Origin of the sequence: Pseudomonas sp. NPDC088414, from assembly GCF_044753325.1 — a bacterium.
In the GTDB taxonomy this organism is placed as follows: domain Bacteria; phylum Pseudomonadota; class Gammaproteobacteria; order Pseudomonadales; family Pseudomonadaceae; genus Aquipseudomonas.
Genome location: NZ_JBIVMY010000009.1, coordinates 85,891 through 111,305 on the forward strand (window position 1 = coordinate 85,891; position 25,415 = coordinate 111,305).

The 25,415-nt window shown below is 61.5% G+C and carries 22 protein-coding genes; 9 read left to right on the forward strand and 13 right to left on the reverse strand.

Annotated features, from left to right (window positions below):
- Positions 1–71: 71 nt before the first annotated feature.
- Positions 72–2,924, reverse strand: coding sequence for an RHS repeat domain-containing protein (locus ACIP8I_RS11370; RefSeq protein ID WP_400761051.1), 2,853 nt, complete (start codon positions 2,922–2,924; stop codon positions 72–74).
- Positions 2,925–3,102: 178 nt separating this feature from the next.
- Between ACIP8I_RS11370 and ACIP8I_RS11375 the strand changes: the two genes are divergently transcribed.
- A complete protein-coding gene (locus tag ACIP8I_RS11375; RefSeq protein WP_007969553.1) occupies positions 3,103–3,567 on the forward strand; it encodes a hypothetical protein in 465 nt (154 codons plus the stop codon).
- A 35-nt stretch (positions 3,568–3,602) separates the two neighbouring features.
- Positions 3,603–4,427, forward strand: a complete 825-nt coding sequence (locus tag ACIP8I_RS11380; protein ID WP_400761054.1) for an SDR family oxidoreductase — start codon at positions 3,603–3,605, stop codon at positions 4,425–4,427.
- A gap of 133 nt (positions 4,428–4,560) precedes the next feature.
- On the opposite strand, the gene ACIP8I_RS11385 is transcribed toward ACIP8I_RS11380, so the two are convergent.
- Positions 4,561–5,442, reverse strand: a complete 882-nt coding sequence (locus ACIP8I_RS11385; protein WP_400761057.1) for a LysR substrate-binding domain-containing protein — start codon at positions 5,440–5,442, stop codon at positions 4,561–4,563.
- A gap of 109 nt (positions 5,443–5,551) precedes the next feature.
- Between ACIP8I_RS11385 and ACIP8I_RS11390 the strand changes: the two genes are divergently transcribed.
- Together ACIP8I_RS11390 and ACIP8I_RS11395 are read left to right on the forward strand one after the other, a co-directional pair.
- Complete coding sequence (locus tag ACIP8I_RS11390) at positions 5,552–6,922, forward strand: MFS transporter (RefSeq protein ID WP_400761059.1); 1,371 nt, start codon at positions 5,552–5,554, stop codon at positions 6,920–6,922.
- The gene (locus ACIP8I_RS11395) at positions 6,919–7,317 is read left to right on the forward strand and encodes a DUF4440 domain-containing protein (RefSeq protein ID WP_400761061.1); all 399 of its coding nucleotides are present in this window, start codon (positions 6,919–6,921) and stop codon (positions 7,315–7,317) included. Before ACIP8I_RS11390 ends, ACIP8I_RS11395 begins: the two co-directional genes overlap by 4 nt.
- Before the next feature lie 147 nt (positions 7,318–7,464).
- Here ACIP8I_RS11395 and ACIP8I_RS11400 read toward each other — a convergent pair whose 3' ends face one another.
- The 4 genes from ACIP8I_RS11400 to ACIP8I_RS11415 form a co-directional block, all read right to left on the reverse strand.
- Complete coding sequence (locus ACIP8I_RS11400; protein ID WP_041064862.1) at positions 7,465–8,328, reverse strand: HlyD family secretion protein; 864 nt, start codon at positions 8,326–8,328, stop codon at positions 7,465–7,467.
- 10 nt (positions 8,329–8,338) lie between these two features.
- Entirely contained in the window at positions 8,339–8,539 is a 201-nt protein-coding gene (locus tag ACIP8I_RS11405) for a DUF1656 domain-containing protein (protein ID WP_003221811.1), read from the reverse strand.
- Positions 8,529–10,721, reverse strand: coding sequence for an FUSC family protein (locus ACIP8I_RS11410; protein WP_400761064.1), 2,193 nt, complete (start codon positions 10,719–10,721; stop codon positions 8,529–8,531). The genes ACIP8I_RS11405 and ACIP8I_RS11410 overlap by 11 nt, the downstream gene beginning before the upstream one ends.
- Positions 10,722–10,893: 172 nt before the next feature.
- Positions 10,894–12,393 carry an efflux transporter outer membrane subunit gene (locus ACIP8I_RS11415; RefSeq protein ID WP_400761067.1) on the reverse strand — a complete coding sequence of 500 codons (1,500 nt, stop codon included), beginning with the start codon at positions 12,391–12,393 and terminating at the stop codon, positions 10,894–10,896.
- A 282-nt stretch (positions 12,394–12,675) separates the two neighbouring features.
- Between ACIP8I_RS11415 and ACIP8I_RS11420 the strand changes: the two genes are divergently transcribed.
- From ACIP8I_RS11420 to ACIP8I_RS11435, 4 genes are all read left to right on the forward strand, one after another.
- Positions 12,676–13,644 carry a LysR family transcriptional regulator gene (locus ACIP8I_RS11420; protein ID WP_258678510.1) on the forward strand — a complete coding sequence of 323 codons (969 nt, stop codon included), beginning with the start codon at positions 12,676–12,678 and terminating at the stop codon, positions 13,642–13,644.
- Positions 13,645–14,028: 384 nt separating this feature from the next.
- Positions 14,029–14,403, forward strand: a complete 375-nt coding sequence (locus tag ACIP8I_RS11425; RefSeq protein ID WP_367083188.1) for a DUF6124 family protein — start codon at positions 14,029–14,031, stop codon at positions 14,401–14,403.
- Between the two features lie 765 nt (positions 14,404–15,168).
- Positions 15,169–16,143 carry a 2-hydroxyacid dehydrogenase gene (locus ACIP8I_RS11430; RefSeq protein ID WP_400761070.1) on the forward strand — a complete coding sequence of 325 codons (975 nt, stop codon included), beginning with the start codon at positions 15,169–15,171 and terminating at the stop codon, positions 16,141–16,143.
- Positions 16,144–16,291: 148 nt separating this feature from the next.
- Positions 16,292–16,801 carry a DUF2165 family protein gene (locus tag ACIP8I_RS11435; protein ID WP_400761072.1) on the forward strand — a complete coding sequence of 170 codons (510 nt, stop codon included), beginning with the start codon at positions 16,292–16,294 and terminating at the stop codon, positions 16,799–16,801.
- A 19-nt stretch (positions 16,802–16,820) separates the two neighbouring features.
- Here ACIP8I_RS11435 and ACIP8I_RS11440 read toward each other — a convergent pair whose 3' ends face one another.
- Complete coding sequence (locus tag ACIP8I_RS11440) at positions 16,821–17,723, reverse strand: DMT family transporter (RefSeq protein ID WP_400761074.1); 903 nt, start codon at positions 17,721–17,723, stop codon at positions 16,821–16,823.
- A gap of 254 nt (positions 17,724–17,977) precedes the next feature.
- On the opposite strand from ACIP8I_RS11440, the gene ACIP8I_RS11445 reads away from it, so the two are divergent.
- Positions 17,978–18,853 (forward strand): AraC family transcriptional regulator, encoded by an 876-nt coding sequence (locus ACIP8I_RS11445; protein ID WP_007967531.1) that lies wholly within the window; start codon positions 17,978–17,980, stop codon positions 18,851–18,853.
- A 143-nt stretch (positions 18,854–18,996) separates the two neighbouring features.
- On the opposite strand, the gene ACIP8I_RS11450 is transcribed toward ACIP8I_RS11445, so the two are convergent.
- The 6 genes from ACIP8I_RS11450 to ACIP8I_RS11475 all read right to left on the reverse strand — a co-directional run bounded on the left by ACIP8I_RS11450 (position 18,997) and on the right by ACIP8I_RS11475 (position 25,397).
- Complete coding sequence (locus ACIP8I_RS11450) at positions 18,997–21,426, reverse strand: TonB-dependent siderophore receptor (protein WP_400761076.1); 2,430 nt, start codon at positions 21,424–21,426, stop codon at positions 18,997–18,999.
- A gap of 205 nt (positions 21,427–21,631) precedes the next feature.
- On the reverse strand, positions 21,632–22,621 hold the full coding sequence (locus tag ACIP8I_RS11455; RefSeq protein ID WP_400761078.1) for a FecR family protein: 990 nt from the start codon (positions 22,619–22,621) through the stop codon (positions 21,632–21,634).
- Positions 22,618–23,184, reverse strand: coding sequence for an RNA polymerase sigma factor (locus ACIP8I_RS11460; protein ID WP_003221797.1), 567 nt, complete (start codon positions 23,182–23,184; stop codon positions 22,618–22,620). The genes ACIP8I_RS11455 and ACIP8I_RS11460 overlap by 4 nt, the downstream gene beginning before the upstream one ends.
- A gap of 1 nt (position 23,185) precedes the next feature.
- Positions 23,186–23,512 carry a DUF3325 domain-containing protein gene (locus ACIP8I_RS11465; protein ID WP_400761080.1) on the reverse strand — a complete coding sequence of 109 codons (327 nt, stop codon included), beginning with the start codon at positions 23,510–23,512 and terminating at the stop codon, positions 23,186–23,188.
- Entirely contained in the window at positions 23,512–25,095 is a 1,584-nt protein-coding gene (locus tag ACIP8I_RS11470) for a PepSY-associated TM helix domain-containing protein (RefSeq protein ID WP_400761081.1), read from the reverse strand. The genes ACIP8I_RS11465 and ACIP8I_RS11470 overlap by 1 nt, the downstream gene beginning before the upstream one ends.
- Positions 25,092–25,397 carry a DUF3649 domain-containing protein gene (locus ACIP8I_RS11475; protein ID WP_007967542.1) on the reverse strand — a complete coding sequence of 102 codons (306 nt, stop codon included), beginning with the start codon at positions 25,395–25,397 and terminating at the stop codon, positions 25,092–25,094. Before ACIP8I_RS11475 ends, ACIP8I_RS11470 begins: the two co-directional genes overlap by 4 nt.
- Between the last annotated feature and the right edge of the window lie 18 nt (positions 25,398–25,415).

The window sequence follows — 25,415 nt, forward strand, 5'->3', positions numbered from 1 at the left end:
TCTGCAGAACAAGAAGCCCCCGTCCAGCCCGCTGCGTCCCCTATCCGCAGTGGGTTGGGCGGGGGCTTTTTTCAACTCAACGAATGTTGTCGGGTCAGCCTTGGCCGGGAATGTCCCCCCAGCGATTGCTGCCTTCCCGCGTAAGGAGCCGGTGCGAGCAGTCCGATAAAGTCCTGGGTCCGCTGCAGGCCCTGCACCGTACTGGACGTTTGTATCGACAAGTCGGAGACCGCTTCGAAAAGCTCCGGATCCGAGCTGCCGGTGGTTGCCAGCTCGGTCAGGATGGCTTGCGTCCTGAACTCGACCATGTCGATGTCTGCCGAAAGATGTTCGTAAGTGTTGCTTAACGCCTCGGCATTCATCCCCTGCGCTGCATGGATGAATTCCCGTCCCGTCTGGAACAGCCCCCGAGTTTGCGCTCCCAGTTTTTCAGAGACTGCCTCGATCACTTTGTCCTCGACCTTGGCGCGCGCCATTTTGGTCAATCGTGATCGACCGTCGGCTGTGCGCGGATCATGCGCTGCCAATTCCAGTTTCACTGTGGCAAGACTCAGCTTCTTTTTCGGCTCGACGCTTTCAACCAAAGCCTTGGGATTCAATTCGCTGCCTTTGAAATGGATAGGTCGGTTCAACTGATAGGTGTCCACCAATTTGTCGATGGCTGCACCCGCCAACTTATCGCCGACCTTGGTGCCAATCTTGCCCCCAAGCGAACCGGCTACCGGTCCGAACACGTTGCCCATTGCAGTGCCAATCGTGCCCCCTGCGGCTTGAGCGCCTGCGCTGAACATGCTGCTGGCCAGTTGCGTCCCGACGCGCCTGACAAGGGCCTGAAACCGGTGTCGCGCCTGAGTGTGATTGAGCAATGAATTTCTGACGTCCGCTGCCGCCGAGGTCATCGTGCTCATTAATGCCTGCTGCTTTTGCACACTGTCAGCCAATTCAGATGTGGCGGTCTTTCCGCCACCATCGGTGTCGACATGGCCCATGGGCGAGTTACCCACCATCTGGTACAGGTTCGGCCCGTCGATAAAACCTTTCGGGTCAGGATTCAACCAACGCTGCAACCACGGCATGTAATAGCGATAGCCATAATAATAGAGACCTGTGGCATCGCGTTCCTTGCCCGAATAACGCAGGGTTTTGTAACTGGCCTCGGTGTCCTTGCTCCACGCCGCTTCACCGAACGGGAAGAATGTTTCTTGACTGATGAGCCGGGCATCCTCGCCCAGTTCCAGGCAGGTCGATCCGAGATGATCCGTCAGCGTGTACCGATAATGGTCATTGGAACCGGTGGGCGGAGCACTTTCCCAGTGCAGCACGTGTACACGGCTGATGTGGCCCTCGACGCAGATCACTTGCAATTGCTCACCGGTGGCCGTGTCGGTGCGCAGCTCCAGTCCAGGCAAATAGCGCACCTGGGCCGTGACGCCGCGGGCATTCGTCTGTGACGAGCGAATCTTGCGCACACGTTGACCGGCACCGTCGTAGCAATAGTGTTCACGGTCATTGGGTCCGCTGGCACGTTCGACCGGCGTGACCGATTGCAACTGATTACGCAGATTCCACGCCAATGAACTCCCCGCATACAGCGCTCGCAAATTGCCACGGGGATCGAACGCCGCGGCAATCTCCTCTTCCGTCGGTGGCACGCCATTACGGTAAGGCAAACAGCGATTACTCGATCGCGCAGCTTTGAGCTCGCGGCCATTGCGCGCGCCAACATGCGTCAGCAGTAACAGATTGCCGGATTCATCGTAGTTGAAGGTCTGTCGATAATTGCTCACTGCTGCCGGATCGTCACGTCCGATGGACGCCGGACCTTGAGTAGCAGCACCTGCTTTCCAACCGGTGGCCACATACAACTGGTAGAAGCTGTCGTAATCGAAACGACTGACAGGATCGATACGCTGGTTGGCGAAATACCGGATCGGCAGTGCCTTGTCCTCGATGCTCAGCAAGTTGCCCATCGGGTCGTAGTCGTAGATCAGATGTTGCAATACCTCGGCCCCGGCTTTCCTCGCATGGCGGGTTAGCAGAAGACCGTCCTCGGGCTGATAGGTCAGCGTCGTCAGCACACCATTGCCCGCCAGTTCCTGAGTGACTTGCCCATCAGCGTTGTAACGAATGTCGCTCACCAGCGTTAGCGCTTTGGTCTGGTGCCGCAATTGCAGATGGCAGGCGCGCAACTGACCGTCGAGCGTCAACTCGCGGCCATGGTGATTATCACGCGCATCGACTTGTTCGAGTACCTGCCCCAGCGGCCCGAAGCGCCAGCGGGTCTTGGCACCGTCGCCGGGTTCCAGCAAGCGCTGGCGGTCATCAACATTTTGCGGCCAATCGGCGACGCTGGGGTCGAGGGTGAAGTGCCGTGTGCTTTCAATGCACTGCCCACTGATTGCAAAGCTTTGCGAGCACACACTACCCGCCGGATCATCGTGCCGAATCAACTGGCCCAGCTGATTCCGCGAGGTATCACCCGCGCCGGGTTGGCCGTAAGTGAGACGTTCGACGCACCGCCGAGGCTCGGATGCACCTTCTTCGAACACGGCAATCGGACGCAGCAGCGGGTCGTGTTGCACCTCGCGCCAGGTTTCTCGACTGTCCCAGTCGTACAGCGTCTCGGCACCTGGCCCGTACAACGCCAGCTGCGTACCGGCATCGACGCTGTCGGAGCGCAGCGTTTGCCCGATCAACGAATAAAGGGTGCGCAGATTCGCAGGCGTCAGCGGCTCGGTCGTTTGTAGTGCCCACAGGCGCGGATCCCACTGTTCAACAACCCTTCCGGCAGCGTCACGCATCGTGCGATTGATGCGGGCTTGAGCAGGGCAAAGGTCTTCGGCACGCCAATAACCAACCGTCCGAATCTGCAATCCGCGCGGGTCGCTTACCGAAAGCGTCGGTGTTTTGCCATGCTTGTTCATCAGCTTGCTCCCGGCACTACCGTTAACCATGCTTCAGGGCATCAGAGCATCCGCGCTTTGCGATTTTCAACTGTCAGAAATTACAGTATCGACTGACGGTACATTCGGAATACGCGCGAATGTCCATTGTGCCGGCCCTCCGGTAGGATGGTACTCACGAACCAAGGAGCGTTCCCTCATGTTCATCGGCATCCTGCTGATCATCACCTGGTTGATTCTGCTGCTGCGCTATCCCGCCAAGGCTGTGCCGGTCTCCGTGGCCGCGGCTATCGGTCTGGGCCTGGTGGCCGTGTGGGTGGTGTGGCTGGACAACCGCGAACTCAAGCAACTGGCGCGTCTGGAGATGCGCATTGCCTACGCCCCTGAACAGTGCCCGGCGGATCGCCCGTTGCAACTGAAAATGAAAAACGGCAACGACGTGCCTTTGACCGAATTGCGCTGGCGCATCGCAGCCTATGCGCCGGGTGACACGGTGAATCTGGCCGACAACCAATACACCGCGCCACGCTATCGCGGCCCCGGTGAATTGCAGGCCGGCGGCGACTGGGAAGACTGCCTGCCGATGCCACCGCTGCGCCCCGGTTACCGTCCGCAAACCCTGGAGTTTCGCGCCGAGCGCTTGCAGGGCAGTTTCTCCGACTGATCCCCTTCCCCACTTTTTTGCACAAGGAATGCGCCATGCCCGTTGCGTTGATTACCGGTTGCTCCAGCGGCATTGGCCGCGCCCTCGCCGATGCGTTCAAAGCCGCCGGTTACGAAGTCTGGGCCACTGCGCGCAAGAGTGAGGACGTCGCAGCGCTGACCGCCGCCGGGTTCACCGCGATCGCGCTGGACGTCAATGACAGTGTGGCGCTGGAACAACTCGCCGAGCGCATCAACAAACAACACGGCGGCCTCGACATACTGATCAACAACGCCGGTTATGGCGCCATGGGCCCGCTGCTCGACGGCGGCGTGCCGGCCATGCAGCGTCAGTTCGAAACCAATGTGTTCTCGATTGTCGGCGTGACTCGCGCACTGTTCCCGGTGCTGCGCCGGGCCAAGGGGCTGGTGGTGAATATCGGCAGTGTGTCGGGGGTTCTGGTGACGCCGTTCGCCGGCGCCTACTGCGCCTCGAAAGCGGCGGTGCATGCGCTGAGCGACGCGTTGCGCATGGAGCTGGCGCCGTTCGGCATTCGCGTGATGGAAGTGCAACCGGGGGCAATTCAGTCGAGCTTCGCCAAGAATGCCGGGCATGAGGCCGAGCAACTGATCAACGAACAGTCGCCGTGGTTTCCGTTGCGTGAGGGGATTCGCGCACGGGCCAAGGCCTCGCAGGACAAACCGACGCCGGCCAGTGAGTTTGCGGCGAAATTACTCAAGGCTGTGCAGCAGGGCACGCCGCCACGCTTGATCCGCATTGGTAATGGCAGCCGCGCGTTGCCGTTGCTGGCGACGTTCTTGCCCAAGGGGTTGCTGGAGTCGACGTTGATGAAGCGGTTCGGGTTGCGCGCAAAGCTCTGAGACCGAGGTACTCCTATCGCGGGCAAGCCACGCTCCCACAGGGTTTTGCGGTGTACACGGATATCCAGAGCGACACAAAAACTGTGGGAGCGTGGCTTGCCCGCGAAGAGGCCGGAACAATCACTCGAGATCCTCAGCCCCAACGCTTCATGAAATCAATAAACGCCCGCACCTTCAGCGGCAAATGCCGGGTATCCGGGTACAACGCGTAAACACCCTGTTGGGCAAAGCGGTAATCGGCGAGCAATCGCACCAATCGCCCCGCCTGCAGATCCTCCTGAATCAACCACTGCGGCAGAATCGCCACACCCTGCCCTGTCAACGCAAACGCCCGCAAAGTCGCCGAGTTGTCGGCGACGATGGCGGTGGTTCCCGGTTTTGGCTGGTAGACATGCTCACTGCCGGTCGGGTCGGTAACGGTCATTTCCGGGACGCGGCCATGGCCCAGCGTCGGCATCGACTCCAGCGTCGCCAGCGTGGCAACCGGCGCAAAGCGCTCGACCAGCTGCGGCGCGGCCACCGCAAACACTTCGAACGTCGACAACTGCACCGCGCGCAGGTTGGAGTCGTGCATGCGCCCCAGACGGATCGCCATATCGAAACGTTCGGAGATCAGATCGGCGTGGGTCGAGGACGTCGACAGGTGAATGTTCAATTGCGGCTGTTGCTGGCGAAACACTTCCAGCGCCGGCACCACCTGGGCCAGGGCAAACTCCACGGTGGTGGTGATGCGCAACGTGCCCTTGAGTTGCGAATGCTCGGAACGCGCCTCCTCGATCGCCAGTCGCGCTTCGTCGAGGGTGCGCAGGCAACGCCGATAGAAGCGCTCGCCGGCATCGGTCAGGGCCAGTTGCCGGGTGTTGCGCGTGAGCAAGGTGACGCCCAGTTCTTCTTCCAGGCGTTTGAGATTGAAGCTCACCACCGCCCGGGTCTGGCCCAGGGTATCGGCGGCGGCCGTCAGCGACCCGGCCTCGACCACGGCTTTGAAGGTGTCAAAACGGTCAAGGCTGACCATGTCCAGCGCACTCCTTGTCAAAATAATTTTGACAAACTAGCAGGCAAACCAGCGTTTTCCTAACGCCACAAGCGCCCTACCCTGCACGTCTCATCACAGGGAAGCTGCCATGGCCTATCGCTCGAAAGTCGCGCTGGTGTATCTATTCGGGTTCGCCCTCGACCTGTTGAACATGTTCGCCGCGAGCATTGCCTACCCGGACATCGCCCGGGAATTACAGGCCTCGGTGACGCAATTGGCGTGGATCACCAACGCCTACATGCTCGGGCTGACGCTGATCATTCCGCTGAGCGTGTGGCTGGCAGCGCGGCTGGGCGAACGGTGGCTGATACTCGGCTCGCTGCTGCTGTTCGGCATCGCCTCGGGGCTGGTGGCCCAGGCCGGGTCGATTGAAAGCCTGATCGGCTGGCGTTTGCTGCAAGGGCTCGGTGGCGGCTTGTTGTTGCCGATCGGTCAGGCCTTGGCCTATCGGCAATTTCCAGCGGCGCAACGCGCGCACCTGACCGGCGTAGTGCTGATGGTCGCGTTAATGGTGCCGGCCCTGTCACCGGCGGCGGGTGGCCTGATCGTCGAGGCGTTGTCGTGGCGCTGGATTTTCTACCTGAACATGCCAATGGCGCTGCTCGCGTTCGGTCTGGGTCTGCTGTGGTTGAAAGCGGATCAACCCGGTACGCAACGCCCGACACTGGATGTGCGCGGTTTGCTGCTGGCTGTGACAGCCCTGAGTCTGTTGTTGATTGCCGTGAGCCTGGCAAGCGCCGCCGCTACCCGTCACCTCGCCGGCGGCGTTCTGCTGCTCGGCGCCGTCACCTTGGGGCTGTACCTGCGCGATGGCTGGCACAAACCCGACGCGGTGCTCGACTTGCAACTGCTCAGGAGTCCGTCGCTGCGCCTGGCGATGTTGATCTACCTGTTCGTGCCCGGGGTGTTTACCGGCACCAACATGATTGCCGTGCTGTATCTGCACGACCTCGGTTTCGGCGCCGCGCAGACCGGTGCGCTGATGCTGTCCTGGGCGGCCGCATCGGGGGTGGCGATCATGCTCGGCAAACGCAGTTTCAACCGCATTGGCCCCAAACCGTTACTGATCACCGGGATGCTTTTGCAGTGCCTGGGGATTGTCCTGCTGATGCGCATCGAACAACCCGCCGCCGCGCCGCTGGTCATTGCCTATGCCTTGATGGGACTGGGCGGCAGCCTGTGCAGCGTGACCGCGCAGACCCTGGCATTTGTCGGCATCGCGCCGGAAAAAATGGGCCACTCCAGCGCCCTGTGGAACATCAATCGCCAGCTCGGTTTCTGTCTTGGCGCCGCGCTACTCAGTTCGCTGTTGGGCGCACTGGGCGGCAACGGTTTCCGCTACTGCTTTCTCGCCGCCGCTCTCCTGACGCTGTTGCCGATGGTCGCCGTGCTGCGTTTCGACGCATCCAAAGTGCTCGCCCTTTTGAGCTCACCTCCCCTTCAGGAAAAATCCACATGATTGACTACAACGAATATTTTGATGAAGTGATCCAGGCCCACCTGGTCATCGAACGCTGGTTTGCCGTCGAGCAGGATTCAGTGGAACTTGAGCGCTTGCTGAGCCGGTTCTCGGCGGATTTTTCCATGGTCACGCCGCTGGGCCGGGTGCTGGATATCGAAGCCCTGCGCGGGCTGTTTCAGGCGGCGGGCGGGAACAAGCCCGGGTTCCGGATCGAGCTCAGTGAGCTACACGGGATTGCGCTGCATGCGCATGGCGCGACGCTGAGTTATCGCGAGCAGCAGAGCGATGCGGGCGGGTTGCGCACCGATCGCCGGTCGACGGTGGTGTTTGAAAAGACCGAAGCCGGGCGGGTGCTGTGGCGGCATTTGCAGGAGACGTTTTGCCAAGGTTGATGGAAATCCATTGTGGCGAGGGAGCTTGCTCCCGCTCGGCTGCGCAGCAGCCGCCAAACCTGTCTACGCGCTGTGCCAGACCTCACTGGCGAGCAGGATTTGGGGCTGCTGCGCAGCCCAGCGGGAGCAAGCTCCATCGCCACAGGCTTACTCGACAGCGTCCTGCTTCACCACCACCGTGCAAGTAATCCCCGCCGCCAGCAACACCCCCTCCGGCACTTCATCGATGTGAATGCGCACCGGCACCCGCTGCGCCAGACGCACCCAGTTGAACGTCGGGTTGACGTCAGCGATCAGCTCGCGGCTTTCCGGGTTGTCGCGGTCGTAGATGCCGCGAGAGATGCTCTCCACGTGGCCCTTCAATACTTCGCCGCTCATCAGTTGCATGTCGGCCTTGTCGCCTACGCGCACGTGCGGCAGTTTGGTCTCTTCGAAGAAGCCATAGACCCAGAACGAGTTCATGTCGACCACGGCCATTTTCGCTTCGCCGATGCGCGCGTAATCGCCGCGATGCACGTTGAGGTTGGTCACGTAGCCGTCCACCGCCGCGCGCACTTCGGTGCGTTTGAGGTTGAGTTCGGCGGCTTCCAGTTGCGCTTGTGCGTGTTGATAATCGGCCAGCGCGGCGTCGGCGATGTTGCTGGCGTCATCGCGGTTTTCCTTGGAGATCACCAGATTGTCGAGGTCGGCGCGACGATGGGCGTTGACCTTGCGCATCTCCCAGGTCGACTTGCGCGACGCCACCAGCGACTGCGCCTGCTTGACCGCGATGCGGTAGTGCTCCGGGTCGATCTGCATCAGCAGGTCGCCCTTCTTCACCAACTGGTTGTCGCGCACCGGCACATCAATGACTTCACCGGTGACGTCGGCGGCGACGTTGATGATGTCGGCACGAACGCGGCCGTCACGGGTCCACGGCGTGTTCATGTAGTGCTCCCACAGGGTCCGGCCGATCCACAGTGCCAGGGCCAGCACCAGCAGGGTCGCGAGCAGGCTGAAAAACTTTTTCATCAGAGCATTCTCAACGGTAGACAGTCAGCGCCATGGCGCCGAACAGACAGGTAAACAGACTCAAGCGCAGCAGCGCCGGGTGCCAGAAAAAACGGTACAGATCGAACCCCGACAGGAACCGGTCCAGCGCCCAGGCCAGCGCCGCAGCGACGAAAAACATCAGGGTCATGGTCGGCATGTACACGCCGTGGAAGGCGATTTCACGAGGCATGGGCAAGTCCTTCGGGCTTGGCGACGGCATAGGCGGCGAGTGGTGATTGCGGGTCGAGCAACGAGGTGCGGATGAAGTGCAGATAGCTCTTCACCCGGCGCAACGCGGACGTGTCGAAGTGCGGCGCGAACGGCTCGTCGGTTGCAGCGACCCGGCTGATCGCGTGATCGACCGCCACCAGTGCGCGCTCCAGATTGCTCGGGTTCGGTTGCAGGAACAGGCGCACCAGCGCCCGGCCCATCACACGAATCGCCTGACGCCACGGCTGCGATTCGGCGTACGCCGGGTGCACCGGGAGGATCGCCTGTTCCTTGCGCAACTCGATGATCGCGTGGCCGACTTCCAGCACCACGAACATCCAGCGCAGCAGGTTTTTCTGCACGGTCGGCTGACCTGCCGCCAGACCGTAAGCCTGGTGCAGCAGATCACGGGTACGACTCTCGAAACTCGACGCCAGGCCCTTGAGTTTGCCGCTGATCGCATAGACCACTTGCTCACGCAGATCCTGCTCCAGGCGCTTCCACAACCAGCGGCTGTTCGGCGGCAGAATGATCGCCCCCGCCGCCGCGCACACCAGCATGCCCATGACCATGGCGATGTAGTCATTGATGAAGGTGTAGGGGTTGTAGATGGTCAGGTTGTCCGGCACCGAACCGGTGCTGAAGAAGATCAACAAACCGAGACCGACCCCGGCATATTTCGGCCGCGAAGCGAGGAACGAGCCGAGCACGATCACCGGCGCGAGCATCACGCACAGCAGCGGAAAACCGTCGATCCACGGGAAGATGAAAAACATCTCGACGAAGCCGATCAGCGCCCCGAGGAACGTCCCGCAGGCCATTTGAAAAGCCATGCGTTTGGGGTTCGGCGTGGCGGCGGACAGGCCCACGGTGGCGGCAGCGATCAGGGTCATGGTCGCGCCGCTCGGCCACGCGGTGGCGACCCAGTAACTGCCGAGCACAATCAGGATGAACGACGCGCGAATCCCCGAAGCGGCAGCAGCCCACCAGTTGGTTTGCGGGGTGAACGGCTCGTCCCAGCGCTCGCGTTCGTGGCGGTGATCGGCCAGGGACGCGTGGGTCTGTGCATAACTGTGCAGGTCATCGACGAAGCGATAGAGCAGCTCGTACGCGGTATGGAAATCCAGTTGTTCGGCTTCACTCGGATCGGTTTCCTGGAAAATACCGCGCAAGGTTCGCACGCGCGTCGGCAGGCCTTCCTTGTACGCGGCCAATGCCGTCGCCAGACGTGCGGCATCCGGGCTGGTCAGGGCGCGGCCACTGAAGCCGTCGAGCACTTCGGCCAGATCCTGCAGACCCGGCCGGATCGCGGCCACCACGTGTTCTTCACCATTGCCACGCAGACGTTCGAGCAACTGATGCAGCGCGTTGAAGCGGGTGGTGATGCCCATGAATTCGCTGTTCAAGCGGCTGAGGCGACCGTTGCGCCGACGCATGTGCGGGTCTTCGAACACGGTCACGCTGCGCAACCCTTCCAGGCCCACGGCTTCGGCGATGAAGCGCACGTTGCTCGCTTCGAACGACTCGGCTTTGCTGCGCCCGCGCAGGCCATCGGTGACGAACAACGCGAACACGCCGAAGCGCTGATACAGCGCGTTGCGCATCGCCGCGCTGGCGGTTTGCGGCAGGATCGCGGCGCTGACCACGGTCGAGCAGAGAATCCCCAGCGAGATCTCCAGCACCCGCCACACGGCGGCCATGAACGCGCCGTCCGGATGCGCCAGCGCCGGCAATCCGACCATCGCCGCGGTGTAGCCGGCAAGGACAAAACCGTAGGCGCGAAAGTTACGGCAACGTGCCGCACCGGCCGAGCAGATGCCGACCCAGATCGCCAGCGAACCGAGGAACAACTCGGTGTTCTGCGCGAACAGCGCGATCAGCGTGACCATCATCGCCGACCCGGCCAGGGTGCCGAGGAAGCGATAGAAACTCTTGGCGAACACCTGGCCGCTCTGCGGCTGCATGACGATGAATACGGTGATCATCGCCGTACGCGGTTGCGGCAACTCCAGGCGCATCGCCAGCCACAGCGTGAGAAACGCGGCGAGCAAGACCTTGAAAATATACACCCAGGTCACGCCATCGCTGCGCGCCCAGTCAAACAAACCCCGACGCCATTCCAGGGAGTAGAGCCAGCGTAGAGGTGCGGGCAAGGGAGTCATTTGGACTTGCTCGATAAATGAAGGAAAAATTCTGTGAATCACGCAATTCCTGTGGCGAGGGAGCTTGCTCCCGCTTGAGTGCGCAGCGCTCACAAGATTTTTGGGGCTGCTGCGCAGCCCAGCGGGAGCAAGCTCCCTCGCCACAGGTTTGCGCATGCCGTTGAGGTGGTGTTCACCGCAGCAGGGCCGGGGTTTTCGGGGCTGCCGTTTGCTCGGCCGTCGGCACGTCATTGCCAGCCCCGAGGCCGCCACCCAGCGCCGTCACCAACTCGGCATGCGCACTCAAGCGCGCCGCCTGCACCTGCTGCTGCACTTGCTGCTGCTTGAACAGCAAGGTCTGCGCATTGAGCACGTTGAGGTAATCGGTGAGCCCACGCTGATAAGCGATCATCGCGATGTCGTAGGTCTTCTGCGCAGTAGCCACCGACTCGGTGGCGAAGGCTTGCTGCTTGTCCATCGACTCGCGACGGATCAACTGGTCGGAGATGTTCTTCAGCGCATTGACCAGCGTCTGGTTGTAATGCGCCACGGCGATGTCATACCCGGCGGACGCTTCGCCCAGCTCACTGCGCAAACGCCCACCGTCGAAGATCGGCAGCGAGATCGCCGGGCCGACGTTGTAGTTGAGTTTCTTGCCAGTCAAAAACTCCAGCGCCCCGCCGCCGGTGGCCATGTAGCCGAGGCTGCCGACCAGATCGACGTTGGGATAAAAACCGGCATGCGCGACATCGATGCCGCGTGCCTGCGCCGCCACTTGCCAGCGACTGGCAACCACGTCCGGGCGCTGACCGAGCAGCTCGGCAGGCAAGGCCGATGGCAGTTTCAACGCAGCACCCAGCGCCAGCGTCGGCCGCTGCAACTGCGCACCGTCGCCCGGGCCTTTGCCCGCCAGCGCGGCGATCTGGTTACGGCTGAGGGCGATTTCTTCGTCCAGCGCATCCAGTTGCCGATGGGTCTCCGGCAACGGCGTTTCGGCCTGACTGACTTCAAAGTGCGTGCCGATGCCGCCGTCCAGACGCTTCTGCGCCAGGTCGAGAATCTGCTGTTGCTGTTTGAGCATCGCGGCGACGATGTCGCGCTGGGCGTAATGCAGCGACAGCTCGATGTAGGCACGCACGAGGTTGTTCTGCAATTCCAGCTGCGCCAGCCGCGCTTCGGCGGCGCTCATGTGCGCCAGATCCACCGCGCGTTCGCTGGCATTGCTTTCCCGCCCCCAGAGGTCGAGGGCGTAGCTGAAGCCCAGCGCGGCGTTATTGTCCCAAGTGGTGGTGTTGGCCAGCTCGCCCGGGCCGTAGAACTGGTCGGTCGGCCAGTTGTGGCGCTTGAGCGTCGACTCGCCATTGATCTGTAACGACTCGGCGGCCTCGGCGACACCGGCCAGCGCCTTGGCCTGACGCACTCGTGCAGCGGCCATGGCCATGCTCGGACTGCCCTGCACGGCGAGGTCGATCCAGTGATTGAGTTGCGGGTCGCCGTAGGCTTGCCACCATTGTGCGGTGGGCCAATTGGCGTCTTTGGCGGCGTGGGCAATCGAGTCGTCAGTAGCCAGTGCGTCGGCTTCCAATGCCTTGCTATGCGGGGCAATTCCTTGCGTTGAGATGCAGCCGCTGAGACCCAGAGTAAAAGCCAAAACACTGAGCGGCAAAAGCGCTCCGAAGATGCGACGCGGCACAGCTGCGAATTCCTGAGAAGAGGATAAGGCGGGGCGTGCTCCCTCTGTAGGAGCTGCCGAAGGCTGCGATCTTTTGACCTTGATTCCCTTAAAACAAAATCAAAAGATCGCAGCCTGCGGCAGCTCCTACAGGGAACGGCGCAATTCTAGGTGGGCGCCTTGGTGGCGATAAGCTGGGATTCCTGTGAATCTTTGTTACCGTTAACGAGATAATCCGTTGGTCGGGGGTCTCAGCCCCTGAAACTTCGTGTCACAATTTGCCATCTCCCTTGAGAGCACCCCATGGACACATTGCAAAACATGCGCGCCTTCAGTTGTGTGGCCGAAGCCGGCAGCTTCACCGCCGCCGCCGTGCAACTCGACACCACCACGGCCAACGTCTCGCGCGCGGTCTCCAACCTGGAAGCCCACCTGCAAACCCGCCTGCTCAATCGCACGACCCGGCGCATCGCCCTGACCGAGGCCGGCAAGCGCTACCTGCTGCGCTGCGAGCAGATCCTGGCCTATGTCGAAGAAGCCGAAGCCGAGGCCAGCCAGGCCCACGCGCGCCCCGCCGGCCAGCTGAAAGTGCACACCATGACCGGTATCGGCCAGCACTTCGTGATCGACGCCATCGCCCGCTACCGCAAGACCCACCCGGACGTGACCTTCGACCTGACCATGGCCAACCGCGTGCCGGACCTGCTCGACGAGGGCTACGACGTGTCCATCGTGCTGGCCAGCGAACTGCCGGACTCGGGCTTCGTCTCGCAACGCCTGGGCATCACCTACAGCATCGTCTGCGCCTCCCCGGCCTACGTGAAAGCCAACGGCTGCGCGCAAAAACCCAGCGACCTGCTGAACCATGCCTGCCTGCGCCTCGTCAGCCCGGTGATCCCCCTGGAAAAATGGGCCTTCAACGGCCCCGAAGGCCAGGAAATGGTCACCATCAACAGCTCGCCGTTCCTGGTGAACTCCGCCGACGCGATGAAAGCCGCGATCATCAGCGGCATGGGCGTCGGCGTCCTGCCGGTGTACGCCGCCATTGAAGGGCTGCGCAACGGCACGCTGGTACGGATGATGCCCAACTACCGCTCGCAGGAACTCAACCTGTACGCGATCTACCCGTCGCGGCAATACCTGGACGCGAAGATCAAGACCTGGGTCGAGTACTTGCGCGGGTCACTGCCGGAAATCCTCGCCGCGCATCAGGCAGAACTGGCCGCCTACGAGTTAAGCGGCAGCCTCGCCGGAGCCCGTGTCGCCAACTGATTTTCAACACACGGTGCTCACTGTAGGAGCTGCCGCAGGCTGCGATCTTTTGCTCTTGATGTTTAAAAATCAAAAGATCGCAGCCTACGGCAGCTCCTACAGAAGCGGTGATTTGGAGGGAGTTTTCCGACAGGTTTTGACGGTTGTGGGTCGGAAGTGGGGTGGATAGGCTCAGGGGGTCGTTGACGAATCAACGACCGGACTTGGTCGTCCGGGGTTTAGAATGGCGCACTTTTCAAGCTTGCTTAATGGCGAGCTGTGCGTGGGAGGGCCTTGGCCCTGCCGGGTTTCCATTCCCTGGTCGACCAACCTGCGTACGGTTCGCCACCCCTATTGCTTGGTCGCAGTGCGTGGCGAACTCCACATCCCGAATGGAGTTCCACCATGATCAAACCCACACCCAATCCGCCCCAAGCGGAAAGCACCTCCCCCTACGAATCCCTCGATTCAAAAAAACTCCACGACGCCGCCGAACGCGCCCTCGACCACTACCTGAAACCTTCCGCCGCCGCGGTGAGATTCCACAAACCCAGCAGCATGTTCCAGGTCGCCCCCGACATGGACAACGAAAGCCTGCTGGTCCACGCCTGCGAATCACTGGCTTCGGCAAGCATCATGACCAGCGACATTGCGGCCTATGTCGAAAGCCCGCAGCGGCAGACGATACTGGCGATTCAGCAGATCATCATGCTGGCTGAACTGGCGGTGAATCGGGTGCTGGATAACCACGAAATCTCGCAGTCTTCAACACACAACTAATCCCCCTGTGGGGGCGAGCCTGCTCGCGAAAGCGTCAGCCCATTCAATATTTTTGGTGCCTGACACACCGCTTTCGCGAGCAGGCTCACTCCTACAGTTGGAATGGGTTTGGTCTGTTGGAGAATGGTCGGCTCGTAGGCCGCCATCGCTGGCAAGCCAGCTTCCACAGTGACTGGATGCATTCAGTTGAAGTCTGGTCGGCTGTCAGGCCGCCATCGCTGGCAAGCCAGCTCCCACAGGGATTGAGTGAATTCAGTTAGATCCAGGTCGGCTGTCAGGCCGCCATCACGAGCAGGCTCACTCCTACAGAAAAGCAAAGCAGTCCAGACAGACCGCATGCTCTTCACCACTCAAATGGCCGAGTGTCAGCTCGCCGAAAGCTCTTGATCTTGCCGTGCCGGCCCCATCGGCAGGCTGAGTGGAGGGGTTTATCCGGGGGTAGGCGCGCAGCGCCATGCGGCGAAGCCGCATACATCGAGAGGAGGTGCAGCGAAGCAAACCGGAGGCGATGCCCCCGGATGAACCCCGCAACGAAGGAACCCGAGCCTAAGCGAGGGCCGTACGCCGGGGCCCAGACTTTTGGTTACTTTGGGGCGTTTGCCAAAGTGACTCGCTGTAAGAGCGAAACCGTCAGCCGCCACACCCGAAGCAACGGATATGCCCCCCATCAACCCAAAGCATGGTCGGCCCAGAGGCCGCCAAGACAACCCAAAACAGAAATGTTAGCTTGCTTGGCAATAAAGCCCCGAAGCCGAGCCCATAGCGATGAAAAAAACAGTCCTGGCCTTCAGCCGCATCACCCCGCCCATGATCGAGCGCCTGCAGCAAGAGTTCGATGTCATCGTCCCCAACCCAAAGAACGGCGACATCAACGCCCAATTCAACGAAGCCCTGCCCCACGCCCACGGCCTGATTGGCGTCGGCCGCAAACTCGGCAAAGCCCAACTCGAAACCGCCGAAAAACTCGAAGTAGTCTCCAGCGTCTCCGTCGGCTACGACAACTACGACCTCGACTACTTCAACGAACGCGGGATCATGCTCACCAACACCCCGGACGTGCTCACTGAAAGCACCGCCGACCTCGCCTTCGCCCTGATCATGAGCAGCGCCCGCCGCGTCGCCGAACTCGACGCCTGGACCAAGGCCGGCCAATGGCAAGCCAGCGTCGGCGCCCCCTTGTTCGGCTGTGACGTCCACGGCAAGACCCTGGGCATCGTCGGCATGGGCAACATCGGCGCCGCCGTCGCCCGCCGGGGCCATTTCGGTTTCAACATGCCGATCCTCTACAGCGGCAACAGCCGCAAGCCGGAACTGGAACAACAACTCGGCGCGCAATTTCGCAGCCTCGACCAACTGCTGGCCGAAGCCGACTTCGTTTGCCTGGTGGTGCCGCTCAGCGACAAGACCCGACACCTCATCAGCCAGCGCGAACTGGCGCTGATGAAGCCAGGTGCGATTCTGGTCAACATCTCCCGTGGCCCGGTGGTCGACGAGCCGGCCCTGATCGAAGCCCTGCAAAACAATCGCATCCGTGGCGCCGGACTGGACGTCTACGAAAAAGAGCCGCTGGCCGAGTCGCCGCTGTTCCAGCTGAAAAACGCAGTGACATTGCCGCACATCGGCTCCGCCACGAACGAAACCCGTGAAGCCATGGCCAATCGTGCACTGGCCAATCTGCGCAGCGCGCTGCTCGGCGAACGCCCGCAGGACTTGGTCAATCCGCAAGTCTGGCGCGGATAAAAAATGACGGGCAAGTGCAGAACCGCACTTGCCCGTTAGTTGCCGCCCTACATAACTTGAAATTGAACAACAAAGCCAATTAAACAACAGCATTATAAGCTCTGCCTGGCAATCGAATGATCGATCACTGCTATGGAGAGCTAATACCGTGAACAATCTGACAACCGACAAAATTATTCGCTACAGCAAAGTTATATTGATGACTTACATCAGCTTCTTTGGTGTATTGGTAATGATTCATAACTTTACCGACTATGATTCGAACTACACGTACGTGGCTCATATCCTGAGCATGGACACTACCGCCGCCAGTGAGTCCATAAAATACCGGGCCATTGACTCGCCAATGATTCATCACCGGATCTATTGGTTCATCATCACGCTGGAAGTAACGTATACGACGTTGTGCCTGATAGGCACCTATCAACTCTATCGGCACATCAACGCGCCTGCAGAGATATTCCACGAGGCAAAAAAGTTCTCGATCATGGGAATACTGGCGGCAATTTTCATTTATTACGTGTGCCTGCAAACCGTGGGTGTGGAATGGTTTGACATGGACACTTCACAATCATGGAATGCCAAAGACTGGGCCCGGCATATCGTAGACTTCATGTTGCCGGTGATGATTTACATCACCTTGAAAGTCGAGCGCTGATGTTCAGTGATCGTTTGTTTCATACCAACTTCCCCTGCACCGGCGCCACCAGCGTTTTCGGCTTACGAAACACCAAGACATTACCCAGCATCACCAACACCAGCCCGAGCAACGCCGGTGCCGTCCACTGATAACCTTCAGCAAACGCTGACACGTTCAGCGCCACCACCGGGAACAGCACCGTGCAGTAAGCGGCGCGCTCCGGCCCCATGCGCCCGACCAGCGTCAGGTACGCGGTAAACCCGATCACCGAACCCGGGATCACCAGATACAGCAGCGCCCCGACATAACGCGGCGACCAGTCCATGTCGAATGGAATGCCTTTGACCAGGCACCACACCGACAACATCGCCGCGCCATAGGCCATGCCCCAGGCGTTGGTGGTCAAGGGTTTCAGACCGGCCTTCTGCTGCAGGCTCGAGAGCATGTTGCCCGCCGAGAAACACAGAGTGCCGCACAGCGCCAAGCCAAGACCCAGCAACGTTTCGGGGCTGGCGTGATGGCCGGCCAGTTCCGGCCAGAACAGCATTCCCAGACCAAGCAAGCCAAGCGCCCCGCCCATCAGCACGTTACGGGCGATGCGCTGACCGAAGAATACCCGTGCATTGAGCGCATTCCACAAAGTGGCCGTGGAAAACACCACCGCCACCAGCCCGCTGGGAATCCACTGGCTGGCGGTCAGAAAGCACATGAAGTTGACGCAGAACAGACACAAGCCCTGCGCCACGCAAATCAGATGCCCGCGCCGGTTCATCGGTTGCAACCGCCGGCTGAGCAGCAGCAAAACAAACAGCACCAGCGCGGCGAGACCGAAGCGATAGACGATCGACACCGGTATCGCGACCACGCCCAATTGCCATTTCAGGGCAATCCAGGTGGTGCCCCAGATCAGCACGGTCAGCAGATACAGCGAAAGGTTCATGACGAGACTCCTGAGGACACCGGACACTCTGTGGCGAGCGAGCTTGCTCGCGCTGGGCTGCGAAGCGGCCCCGTTCATGAGTGCTGCGCACTCGGCGGGAGCAAGCTCCCTCGCCACAGGTTTTGCGTTTAACCGCGATTCAGGGTGCGGCAGCCAGGAGCGGGGCGCTTGCAGATTCTTGCGCTTTTGTCGCTCGACAGGCTGGCAGCGCGCCGGCTACGGAGTAGGATGCAAGGCGTTGGAGAGAACCGCACATGGCCGCTATCGATACCCTGCAAGTCTTTCAAGCCCTCAACCGCTCGCCGAACGCACGCCTTGTGCACAGCGCCGAGCTCGGTGACGGCTTGTCTGCGGCCCTGTGGACCAACCACCACGACGCCCAGGAATACGCAGCGCCGAGCCACCACACCCTGTCCTGCTACATCGCCGGTGGCACCGGGACGTTTCGTCGCGGTCAACCGGGGCACAAGGGTGGGCCGGACAAGCTGTGCATCCTGCCGGCAGATCATGAATCCGGTTGGGTGATCAACGGCGATATCCGCCTCGCTCATCTGTATTTCAGTGCCGAGCAGTTTGCGTTGGGGTGCGTCACCTTGCTCGATCGCGAGCCGCGAGAGATGCAACTGCGTGAGCAGACCTTTCTGGAAGATCCGCAGCAGGCCGGACGCTTTCGGCAGTTACTGACGCTGAATTGGGACGAACCTGCCGAACGCTTGCTGACCAGCAGCATCGCCCATGAATTGATCAGCCATACCCTGCTCAGCCAGGTCGGCGCGCGCCAGGGTTTGCGCCTCAAGGGCGGACTGGCACCGCATCAGCGGCGGCAATTGGTCGAGTTCATTGACAGTCAGTTGGCCGAGCCGATCAGTCTCGGACAACTGGCCGGATTGTGTGCATTGTCGGAGTACCACTTTGCCCGGATGTTTCGCGTGAGCTTCGGCCTGCCGCCGCATCAGTACGTACTGGCACGGCGCTTGAGCCGGGCGCGGGAGTTGTTGCGCGCAACGGCATTGCCGCTGGGGGAGATTGCGCTGGCGTGCGGGTTTGCCAGTGCCAGCCATTTCACCAACCGGTTTCGGCAGGTATTGGGTGGGACGCCGGGGGAATATCGGCAGGCGTTTTTGCGCTAGAGGCGAATGTTTTCGCTGTCTGTCAGGGCCTTATCGCTGGCAAGCCAGCTCCCACAATGTCTCCGGCCGTTCAAAACATTTTTGCTCGACCGTGAACCTGTGGGAGCTGGCTTGCCAGCGATGAACGATGACGCGGTCCCCGATCAGAACTCCAGCGTACTGGAGAGCGAAATCTGCCGCGAATCGCCCATCGACACAAAGAACCGGCTCGCCGCCGAGGTGTAGTAGGTGCGGTCGAACAGGTTCTTCACGTTGAGCTGGAACTTGACCTTCTGCCCTTCGACTTTGGTGTCGTAAGTGGCGAACGCATCGGCCACGGTGTAGCTCGGCAGGTCGAAATCATTCACCGCGTTGCCTGCTCGCTCGCCGACATACCGCGCCCCGGCACCGACCCGCAGTTGATCACCACCGATCACGCTGCCGAAGTCATACACCGCCGACAATGAGCCGCTGTTCTTCGCCACGTTTTGCAGGCGATTGCCTTTGTAGTCCGGGTCTTCGGTGACCTCGGCATCGGTGTAGGCATAGGCGCCGATCAGGCTCCAGCGGTCGGTCAGTTGACCGGTCAGGTCCAGTTCAAGCCCCCGGGAACGCACTTCGCCGGCGGCGCTGTAGATCGTGGTCGGGCCTTCGGCGTTGGCCACCAGCACGTTGCGTTTCTTGATGTCGAACAGCGCAATGTTGCCGGTGATGCGCCCTGGAATATCCAGCCGCGCCCCCAGCTCCCACGACTTGGCTTCTTCCGGCGCGATGCTGCCGTCGAGCACGGTGCTGCTGCCGCTAAGCGGGGCAATGGTCGAGTTGGGTTTGAACGATTCGGTGTAGCTGCCGTAGAACGACAACTCGTCGGTGTAGCGATACACCAGGCCCGCACGCGGTACGAACTTCTGCCCGTTGCTGTCGGTGTTGGCCTTGAACGGCACACCTTTGCCGGCGTACTGGTCGTACTCCTGGAAGCGCCCGCCGGCGACCAGAATCCACTGGTCGTTGAGGTGAATCGAGTCCTGCAGAAACACCGAATCGCTGCGCAGCAGATCGGTCTGCGCGCTGTCCGCCGCGCTGACGGTGGTGCCCTCGACTTCACGGCCATACACCGGATTGACGTAGCTGAAGGTGCTCAGGCTTTTCTGGCGGATCAGGTCGGCGCGGTAGATCTTGCGGTACTCGTCGTCGACGCCGAACACCAGGTCATGCTGCATGCCCAGCAGGTTGACCTTGCCTTCGAGGCTGGCGGTGGTGAAACGGTCGGTGCTGATCGCGCCTTGCGTGCCGTCCATGCTGCGGGTCAGTGTGCCTTTCTTGGTGTCGATAGCGGTCACGCGCACCTGGCTGGCGTCGTAGGTCTCGCGGTTCCAGCTGTAGCCGAAGTGAGCTTTCCAGTCGTCATTGAGTTCGTGGTCGGCCTCGAAGTGGTACAGATCGGAACGGCCTTCCATGTCGTTGAACGGCTCGTCCAGACGCTCGTTGCGCGAGATGTCCAGCGGGTGGTTGGTGCGCGGATCGATCAGCGTGCCACGGTCGAACGGCGTGAGAAATTCGCGGTGTTCGTAGGCGAACAGCAGCTTGGTGCGTTCGCCATACCAGGCCAGCGATGGCGCGATCAGCGTCTCGCGGTGAGTGCCGAAATTGCGCCAGTAATCTTCGTCTTCGTGATCCAGCACCATGCGATACGCCAGGCCGGAATCGCCCAGCGCGCCGGTGCTGTCGAAGCTGCCGCCGCTGCCGTTCTTGCCGTCGCCGTAGGTCGAACCGCGCAGGGTCAGGGCGTTGTATTGGGTCAGTTCGGGTTTCTTGCTGACCAGGTTGACCACGCCGCCCGGGTCCTGGATTCCGTAAAGCAACGAGGCCGGGCCTTTGAGCACTTCGACGCGATCAACGGTTTCGTTCATCCCGCGGCCCTGCACGATCGGCATGCCGTCGCGCATGATCGAGCCGTTGCGGTTGTCGCCGAAACCGCGGGTCATCACCGAATCCTGGGTGCTGCCCAAGGTGTTGCCCTGAGTGATGCCGCTGACGTTGGCCAGCGCATCGTCGAGATTGCGCGGGGTCTGATCGCGGATCACCTGGGCCGGGATCACGTTGACGGTCTGCGGGATTTCCTGCAGCGACGCCGAAGAACGCATCACCGAACTGGTCTGCGGCGGCTGGTAGCTCATCGAGTCGTCGCGCATCGAAGTGATGGTAGTCGCGCCGAGATTCAGCGCCCCTTCGGTGGGCTGCGGTTCCAGCGCCAGAGTGTGACTGTCGGTGCGGCGGAAGGTCATGCCGGAGCCGCTGAGCAGGTGTTGCAGCGCTTGTTCGGCACTCATCTGGCCGCTGACGGCCGGGGCATTAATGCCATACGGCGCTTCGTCGGTGTAGACCACGCTTTGCCCGGTGACGCGGCTGAAGTCGCTCAGGGCTTGCGGCAGCGGTTTGGCGCTCAGGGAGAAATTGAACTGCTTCTGCGCCGGACTGCTGACGGTTTCAGCGGCGAGCGCCACGCTCATCGGCAATAGCGCCAATGCCGAAAAACTCAATGCCGAAACGCCCAACCACTGTTTGACCGAACCCGATTTTGCCCTGGACTTCATTGCTCAATGACCTGTGTAGAACCGCAACGGATGCGAATGACTCGCAGTTTCAGTCACTACACGGATGGGGCTGTGGTTTACCTCATCACTCATTTGAAAATATTTTTGGGTGTCTGAAAGAACGCTTTCGCGAGCAGGCTCACTCCTACAGGGGAAACGCATTCCAAATGTAGGAGTGAGCCTGCTCGCGATGGCGCCGGCAGGCTCAGCGCAGAATTATCAGATGCCCCAGCACCTGATGCTGCTCAAACCCCATCACCCCTTGCAGGGAACTGAGCACCGCCTGCGGATCCTTGCTCGGAAAACTGCCGCTGACCTTGCGCGCTGCCAGTTCATCATTGAGCACAACAATCCGCCCCGGGTAATAGCGCCGCAGATCCTCCACCACATCGGCTAGCGACGCCTTGTAGTAATTCAGCCAGCCTTGGCGCCAGGCCAGTTGCGCTTCGCTGTCCACCGCGTGCAGTTTTTCTGCACTGCCCTGTCCGTAAGCCACTTGCTGGCCGGCGGTCAGAATTTGCTGTTGCGCGTTGCGATCCGCCGTCACGCCAACGCGCCCGGACAGCACCGTGACCTGCGCGCCCTGAGGTTGCAGACGAACTTCGAACTGCGTGCCGAGCACCCGCGCCTCGCCCTTCTCTGCCGCGACCACAAACGGATCCCCCGTATGCGTGACGCTGAAAAAAGCGGCGCCGCGACGTAACCGCACCCGCCGCTCGCCATGGCTGAAATCCACCGCGATGGCGCTGTCGGCGTCCAGCGTGACTTGCGATTGATCGGCCAGGGTCACCGTGCGGACTTCACCCGGCGCCGAGACGTAATCGGCACCGAGATCTTCGATCCAGCGCTGCGGCTGCCAGCCCGTGCCGAGGCTGATCATCAGCAACAGGCACGCGGCCATTGCCAACGCGCCCGACCAGCGCACAAGTGCCGGGCGACGCGGACGATCCATCGCATTCAGGTAACCCTGCAACGCCAATGCGTCTTCAGCGGCCAAGGTACGCGCCGGACTTTCGCTCAACTCCCAGAGTACTTGCGCCTGGGCATAGGCCTCGGCGTGGGCCGGGTCAGCGCGCAGCCATTGGCTGAAGGTCAGTTGATCGCCGGTGCTCGGGTGGTCGTGCAACAGGCTCAGCCAGGCGAGCGCGGCCTGTTCCTGAGCGGGCGTCGGAGTGACGCGGTCGGTGTGATTCACGGTGCTTTCCCTGGCAGGCGTGGCGCGGGCTCGCGCAGGCTGGCCTTGCAGGCCTCGAGGGCGCGCATCATATGTTTTTCCACGGCGCTTTGGGACAGGCCCATGGCTTTGGCGATGTCCGCGTACTTGCGGCCGTGGATGCGATTGAGCAAAAAGATCTGCCGGGTGCGCTCGGGCAAAGCGCGCAATGCCGCTTCGACATGGCGCAGATCATTGCCCGCTTCGAGCGCGGCTTGCGGCTCGCTGCCGTGGCTGTCCGGCGCATCCGGTTGCCAGCCCTCGTTGACCCGCACCCGCGTACCTTCGCTGCGCAAGTGATCGATGGCGATGTTGCCAGCGCAGCGCAACAGGTAGGTGCTGAGTTCTTCGACCTGCACCAGCGGCCGCCGCCAGAAGCGCAGAAACAGATCCTGCACCAGATCCGCTGCCGTGGCCCGGCAACCGACGCGCCGGTTCACCAGCGCTTCCATCTGCGAGCGCTGCGACAGGAACACCTGGAGAAAATGCGCACGCGCGCCATGCGGCTCGTCGTCGCGGGATTCCGGAGGATGACCGATCAGCATGTCAGCCCTGCGCCCAGGCAGCGACCGGACTGGCCAGCAGACTCAACCCGGCCAGTGCGAGGGCCAGACGTGGGCGATACGGCAGCAACAGCACCAACGCCAAGGCGCTGAGCATGAGTACCGCGCACCAGTCGACCAGACCGAAACTCCAACCGTGTGCAGCGACTGCCGCCCATAGCGACAACCCGAGCAATAGCCAACCGGCGAGTTTCAAAACCCTTGCGCGTCGGGCCGAGGGTTTGTTGCCGAGCAGTTCATCGTGGTGCCGGGGCATCGACAGACACAACGCGCTGAACCCGGCGTAGCACAGCAACAACGCCAGCAACATCAGCTGACCTCCTGCTCGAGCGCGATCGGTCGCGGCTTTTCCCGGGGAGTTTTTTTCACGTTGACGGTGCTGCCGGCACGCTGCATTTTCCATGCGGCCCAGCCGAGGAACAGACCTGCGCCCAGGCAGGTCAGATCGAAACCCGCCAGCGTCCAGTCACCTTGCGCCAGCGTTACGCCGAGATTCCATGGCGTGGTCAGATTGATCAGCGGCACCGCGATAAACAGCACAGCAGCCAGCGCGAGCTGTTCGACCCAGGCCTTGCGTCCTTTGCGCAGCAACGCATGCACCACGCTCAACGCCCAGGCAATAAAAAACGCATTCACTTCCTGATCAGCGCGCCCGGCCAGATCCGCCCGCAACAGCCGATTGGCCAAAAAGAACACTGCCACCGCCGCTGTCAGCCCGGCCATGCTGGCGATGTTCAGCACTTCCACCAGACGCAACTCGAACGGCATCACGCCGCTCTTGGCGTGTTTGAGCTGGCGCTTGCCAAGCCAGATCACCAGCCCGGTGCCGATCATCGCGGTACTCGCCAGGCCGCAGATGAAATACAGCCAGCGCAACGTCGCCCCGGCAAAGTGGCCCATGTGCAAACCGTAGAACGTGCCGCCGACGGCCATCGCCACTGGCTGCTCCGGGGTGCTGCCGAGGCGCTCGCCGGTGACGCCGTTGAACGTCACCGCGCGCCCGAAATCGTGGACGACGCGGTCGCCACGGCGCGACAGCACCACCGAGGCATTCGCGTCTCCCGGGTTGTTCACCGTCAGCCGCGCGGTACTGCCTCCCGCCCACTGCTCGCTGGCCTTGGCCAGCAGTGGTGCCAACGGGCTCAGCGGCGCCGCCAGATTAGCCCGCTCAGGGGTTTTCGATGCCGGAAAAACTTCGTCGTAAAAGGCGCGCACGTCGCCGTTATAGGACGCCAGAATGCTCGCCGGCATGACCATCGCCATGAAGATCACCAGGCTGCTGTAGGTGATCATCAGGTGAAACGGCAGCACCAGCACACCGACCGCGTTATGCCCGTCGAGCCATGAACGCTGGCCTTTGCGCGGGCGAAAGGTGAAGAAGTCCTTGAAGATTTTCTTGTGGGTAATGATGCCGGTGATCAGCCCGATGAACATCACCATCGCCGCCATCGTCGCCAGCCAACGGCCCCACGGATAGGGCATTTGCAGCTGAAAATGGAAGCGGTAGAAGAACTCGCCGCCCAGGCTTTCGCGGGCCTGGACTTCGCTGCCGGTCTGCGCGTCGAGTGTTCTGGATTCGAACTTGCCGCGCTCACCCGGCTTGTTCGGCGCCTGCTGCCAGCGCACCGTCAGGCCGGGATCGCGGGCGTCGGGCAAGTCGATCAGCCAGCGCGAGGCGCCGGCGGCGTGTTGTTGCAGATAACGTTGCGCCAGGGTCAGGCTCGCTTCGGTATTGATGGACCGCGCGGGAATTTCCGGCTGCATCCAGTGGCTGATCTCATCCTTGAAATAGGCCAGCGTTCCGGTCAGAAAAATCGCAAACAGCAGCCAGCCGAACAGCAGCCCGGTCCAGGTGTGCAGCCAGGCCATCGACTGACGAAAGCCCTCTTTCATGCGTAACCCAAGCCCCGCGCGGCACCGGACACCGTCGCCAGAATTACGCTGGGCACCAGCAAACCGACCCACGCCGACCACGCCGTGCGGCAAGCGAAGCACCACAGCACCGCAACGAGATAGACCAGAAAGGAAATGGTCATGCCGGTCACCACCGCCTCGGCGCGGCTCAACGGCAGCCACATCGTCAGCGCGACACTGGCCAGCGCCGCGACCAGATAGCCGCCGAACACCGCCGCCAGCACCCGCGAGGTGACGGCCAGACGATAGGACATGGGAAGTGAGGCGAGTTTGCCTTTCATGTTTCGACCCTGAAACGA

Coding starts and splice junctions, on each gene's coding strand:
- ACIP8I_RS11460 (WP_003221797.1), bottom strand. CDS start 23,184: ATGCTGATCGGTCATCCTCCGGAATCCCGCGACGACGAGCCGCATGGC.
- ACIP8I_RS11470 (WP_400761081.1), bottom strand. CDS start 25,095: ATGAAAGAGGGCTTTCGTCAGTCGATGGCCTGGCTGCACACCTGGACC.
- ACIP8I_RS11380 (WP_400761054.1), top strand. CDS start 3,603: ATGCCCGTTGCGTTGATTACCGGTTGCTCCAGCGGCATTGGCCGCGCC.
- ACIP8I_RS11445 (WP_007967531.1), top strand. CDS start 17,978: ATGGCCGCTATCGATACCCTGCAAGTCTTTCAAGCCCTCAACCGCTCG.
- ACIP8I_RS11405 (WP_003221811.1), bottom strand. CDS start 8,539: ATGCCTCGTGAAATCGCCTTCCACGGCGTGTACATGCCGACCATGACC.
- ACIP8I_RS11400 (WP_041064862.1), bottom strand. CDS start 8,328: ATGAAAAAGTTTTTCAGCCTGCTCGCGACCCTGCTGGTGCTGGCCCTG.
- ACIP8I_RS11440 (WP_400761074.1), bottom strand. CDS start 17,723: ATGAACCTTTCGCTGTATCTGCTGACCGTGCTGATCTGGGGCACCACC.
- ACIP8I_RS11395 (WP_400761061.1), top strand. CDS start 6,919: ATGATTGACTACAACGAATATTTTGATGAAGTGATCCAGGCCCACCTG.
- ACIP8I_RS11465 (WP_400761080.1), bottom strand. CDS start 23,512: ATGTTGCTGGCGTTGTTGCTGTGCTACGCCGGGTTCAGCGCGTTGTGT.
- ACIP8I_RS11410 (WP_400761064.1), bottom strand. CDS start 10,721: ATGACTCCCTTGCCCGCACCTCTACGCTGGCTCTACTCCCTGGAATGG.
- ACIP8I_RS11385 (WP_400761057.1), bottom strand. CDS start 5,442: ATGGTCAGCCTTGACCGTTTTGACACCTTCAAAGCCGTGGTCGAGGCC.
- ACIP8I_RS11430 (WP_400761070.1), top strand. CDS start 15,169: ATGAAAAAAACAGTCCTGGCCTTCAGCCGCATCACCCCGCCCATGATC.
- ACIP8I_RS11370 (WP_400761051.1), bottom strand. CDS start 2,924: ATGAACAAGCATGGCAAAACACCGACGCTTTCGGTAAGCGACCCGCGC.
- ACIP8I_RS11420 (WP_258678510.1), top strand. CDS start 12,676: ATGGACACATTGCAAAACATGCGCGCCTTCAGTTGTGTGGCCGAAGCC.
- ACIP8I_RS11390 (WP_400761059.1), top strand. CDS start 5,552: ATGGCCTATCGCTCGAAAGTCGCGCTGGTGTATCTATTCGGGTTCGCC.
- ACIP8I_RS11475 (WP_007967542.1), bottom strand. CDS start 25,397: ATGAAAGGCAAACTCGCCTCACTTCCCATGTCCTATCGTCTGGCCGTC.
- ACIP8I_RS11450 (WP_400761076.1), bottom strand. CDS start 21,426: ATGAAGTCCAGGGCAAAATCGGGTTCGGTCAAACAGTGGTTGGGCGTT.
- ACIP8I_RS11425 (WP_367083188.1), top strand. CDS start 14,029: ATGATCAAACCCACACCCAATCCGCCCCAAGCGGAAAGCACCTCCCCC.
- ACIP8I_RS11375 (WP_007969553.1), top strand. CDS start 3,103: ATGTTCATCGGCATCCTGCTGATCATCACCTGGTTGATTCTGCTGCTG.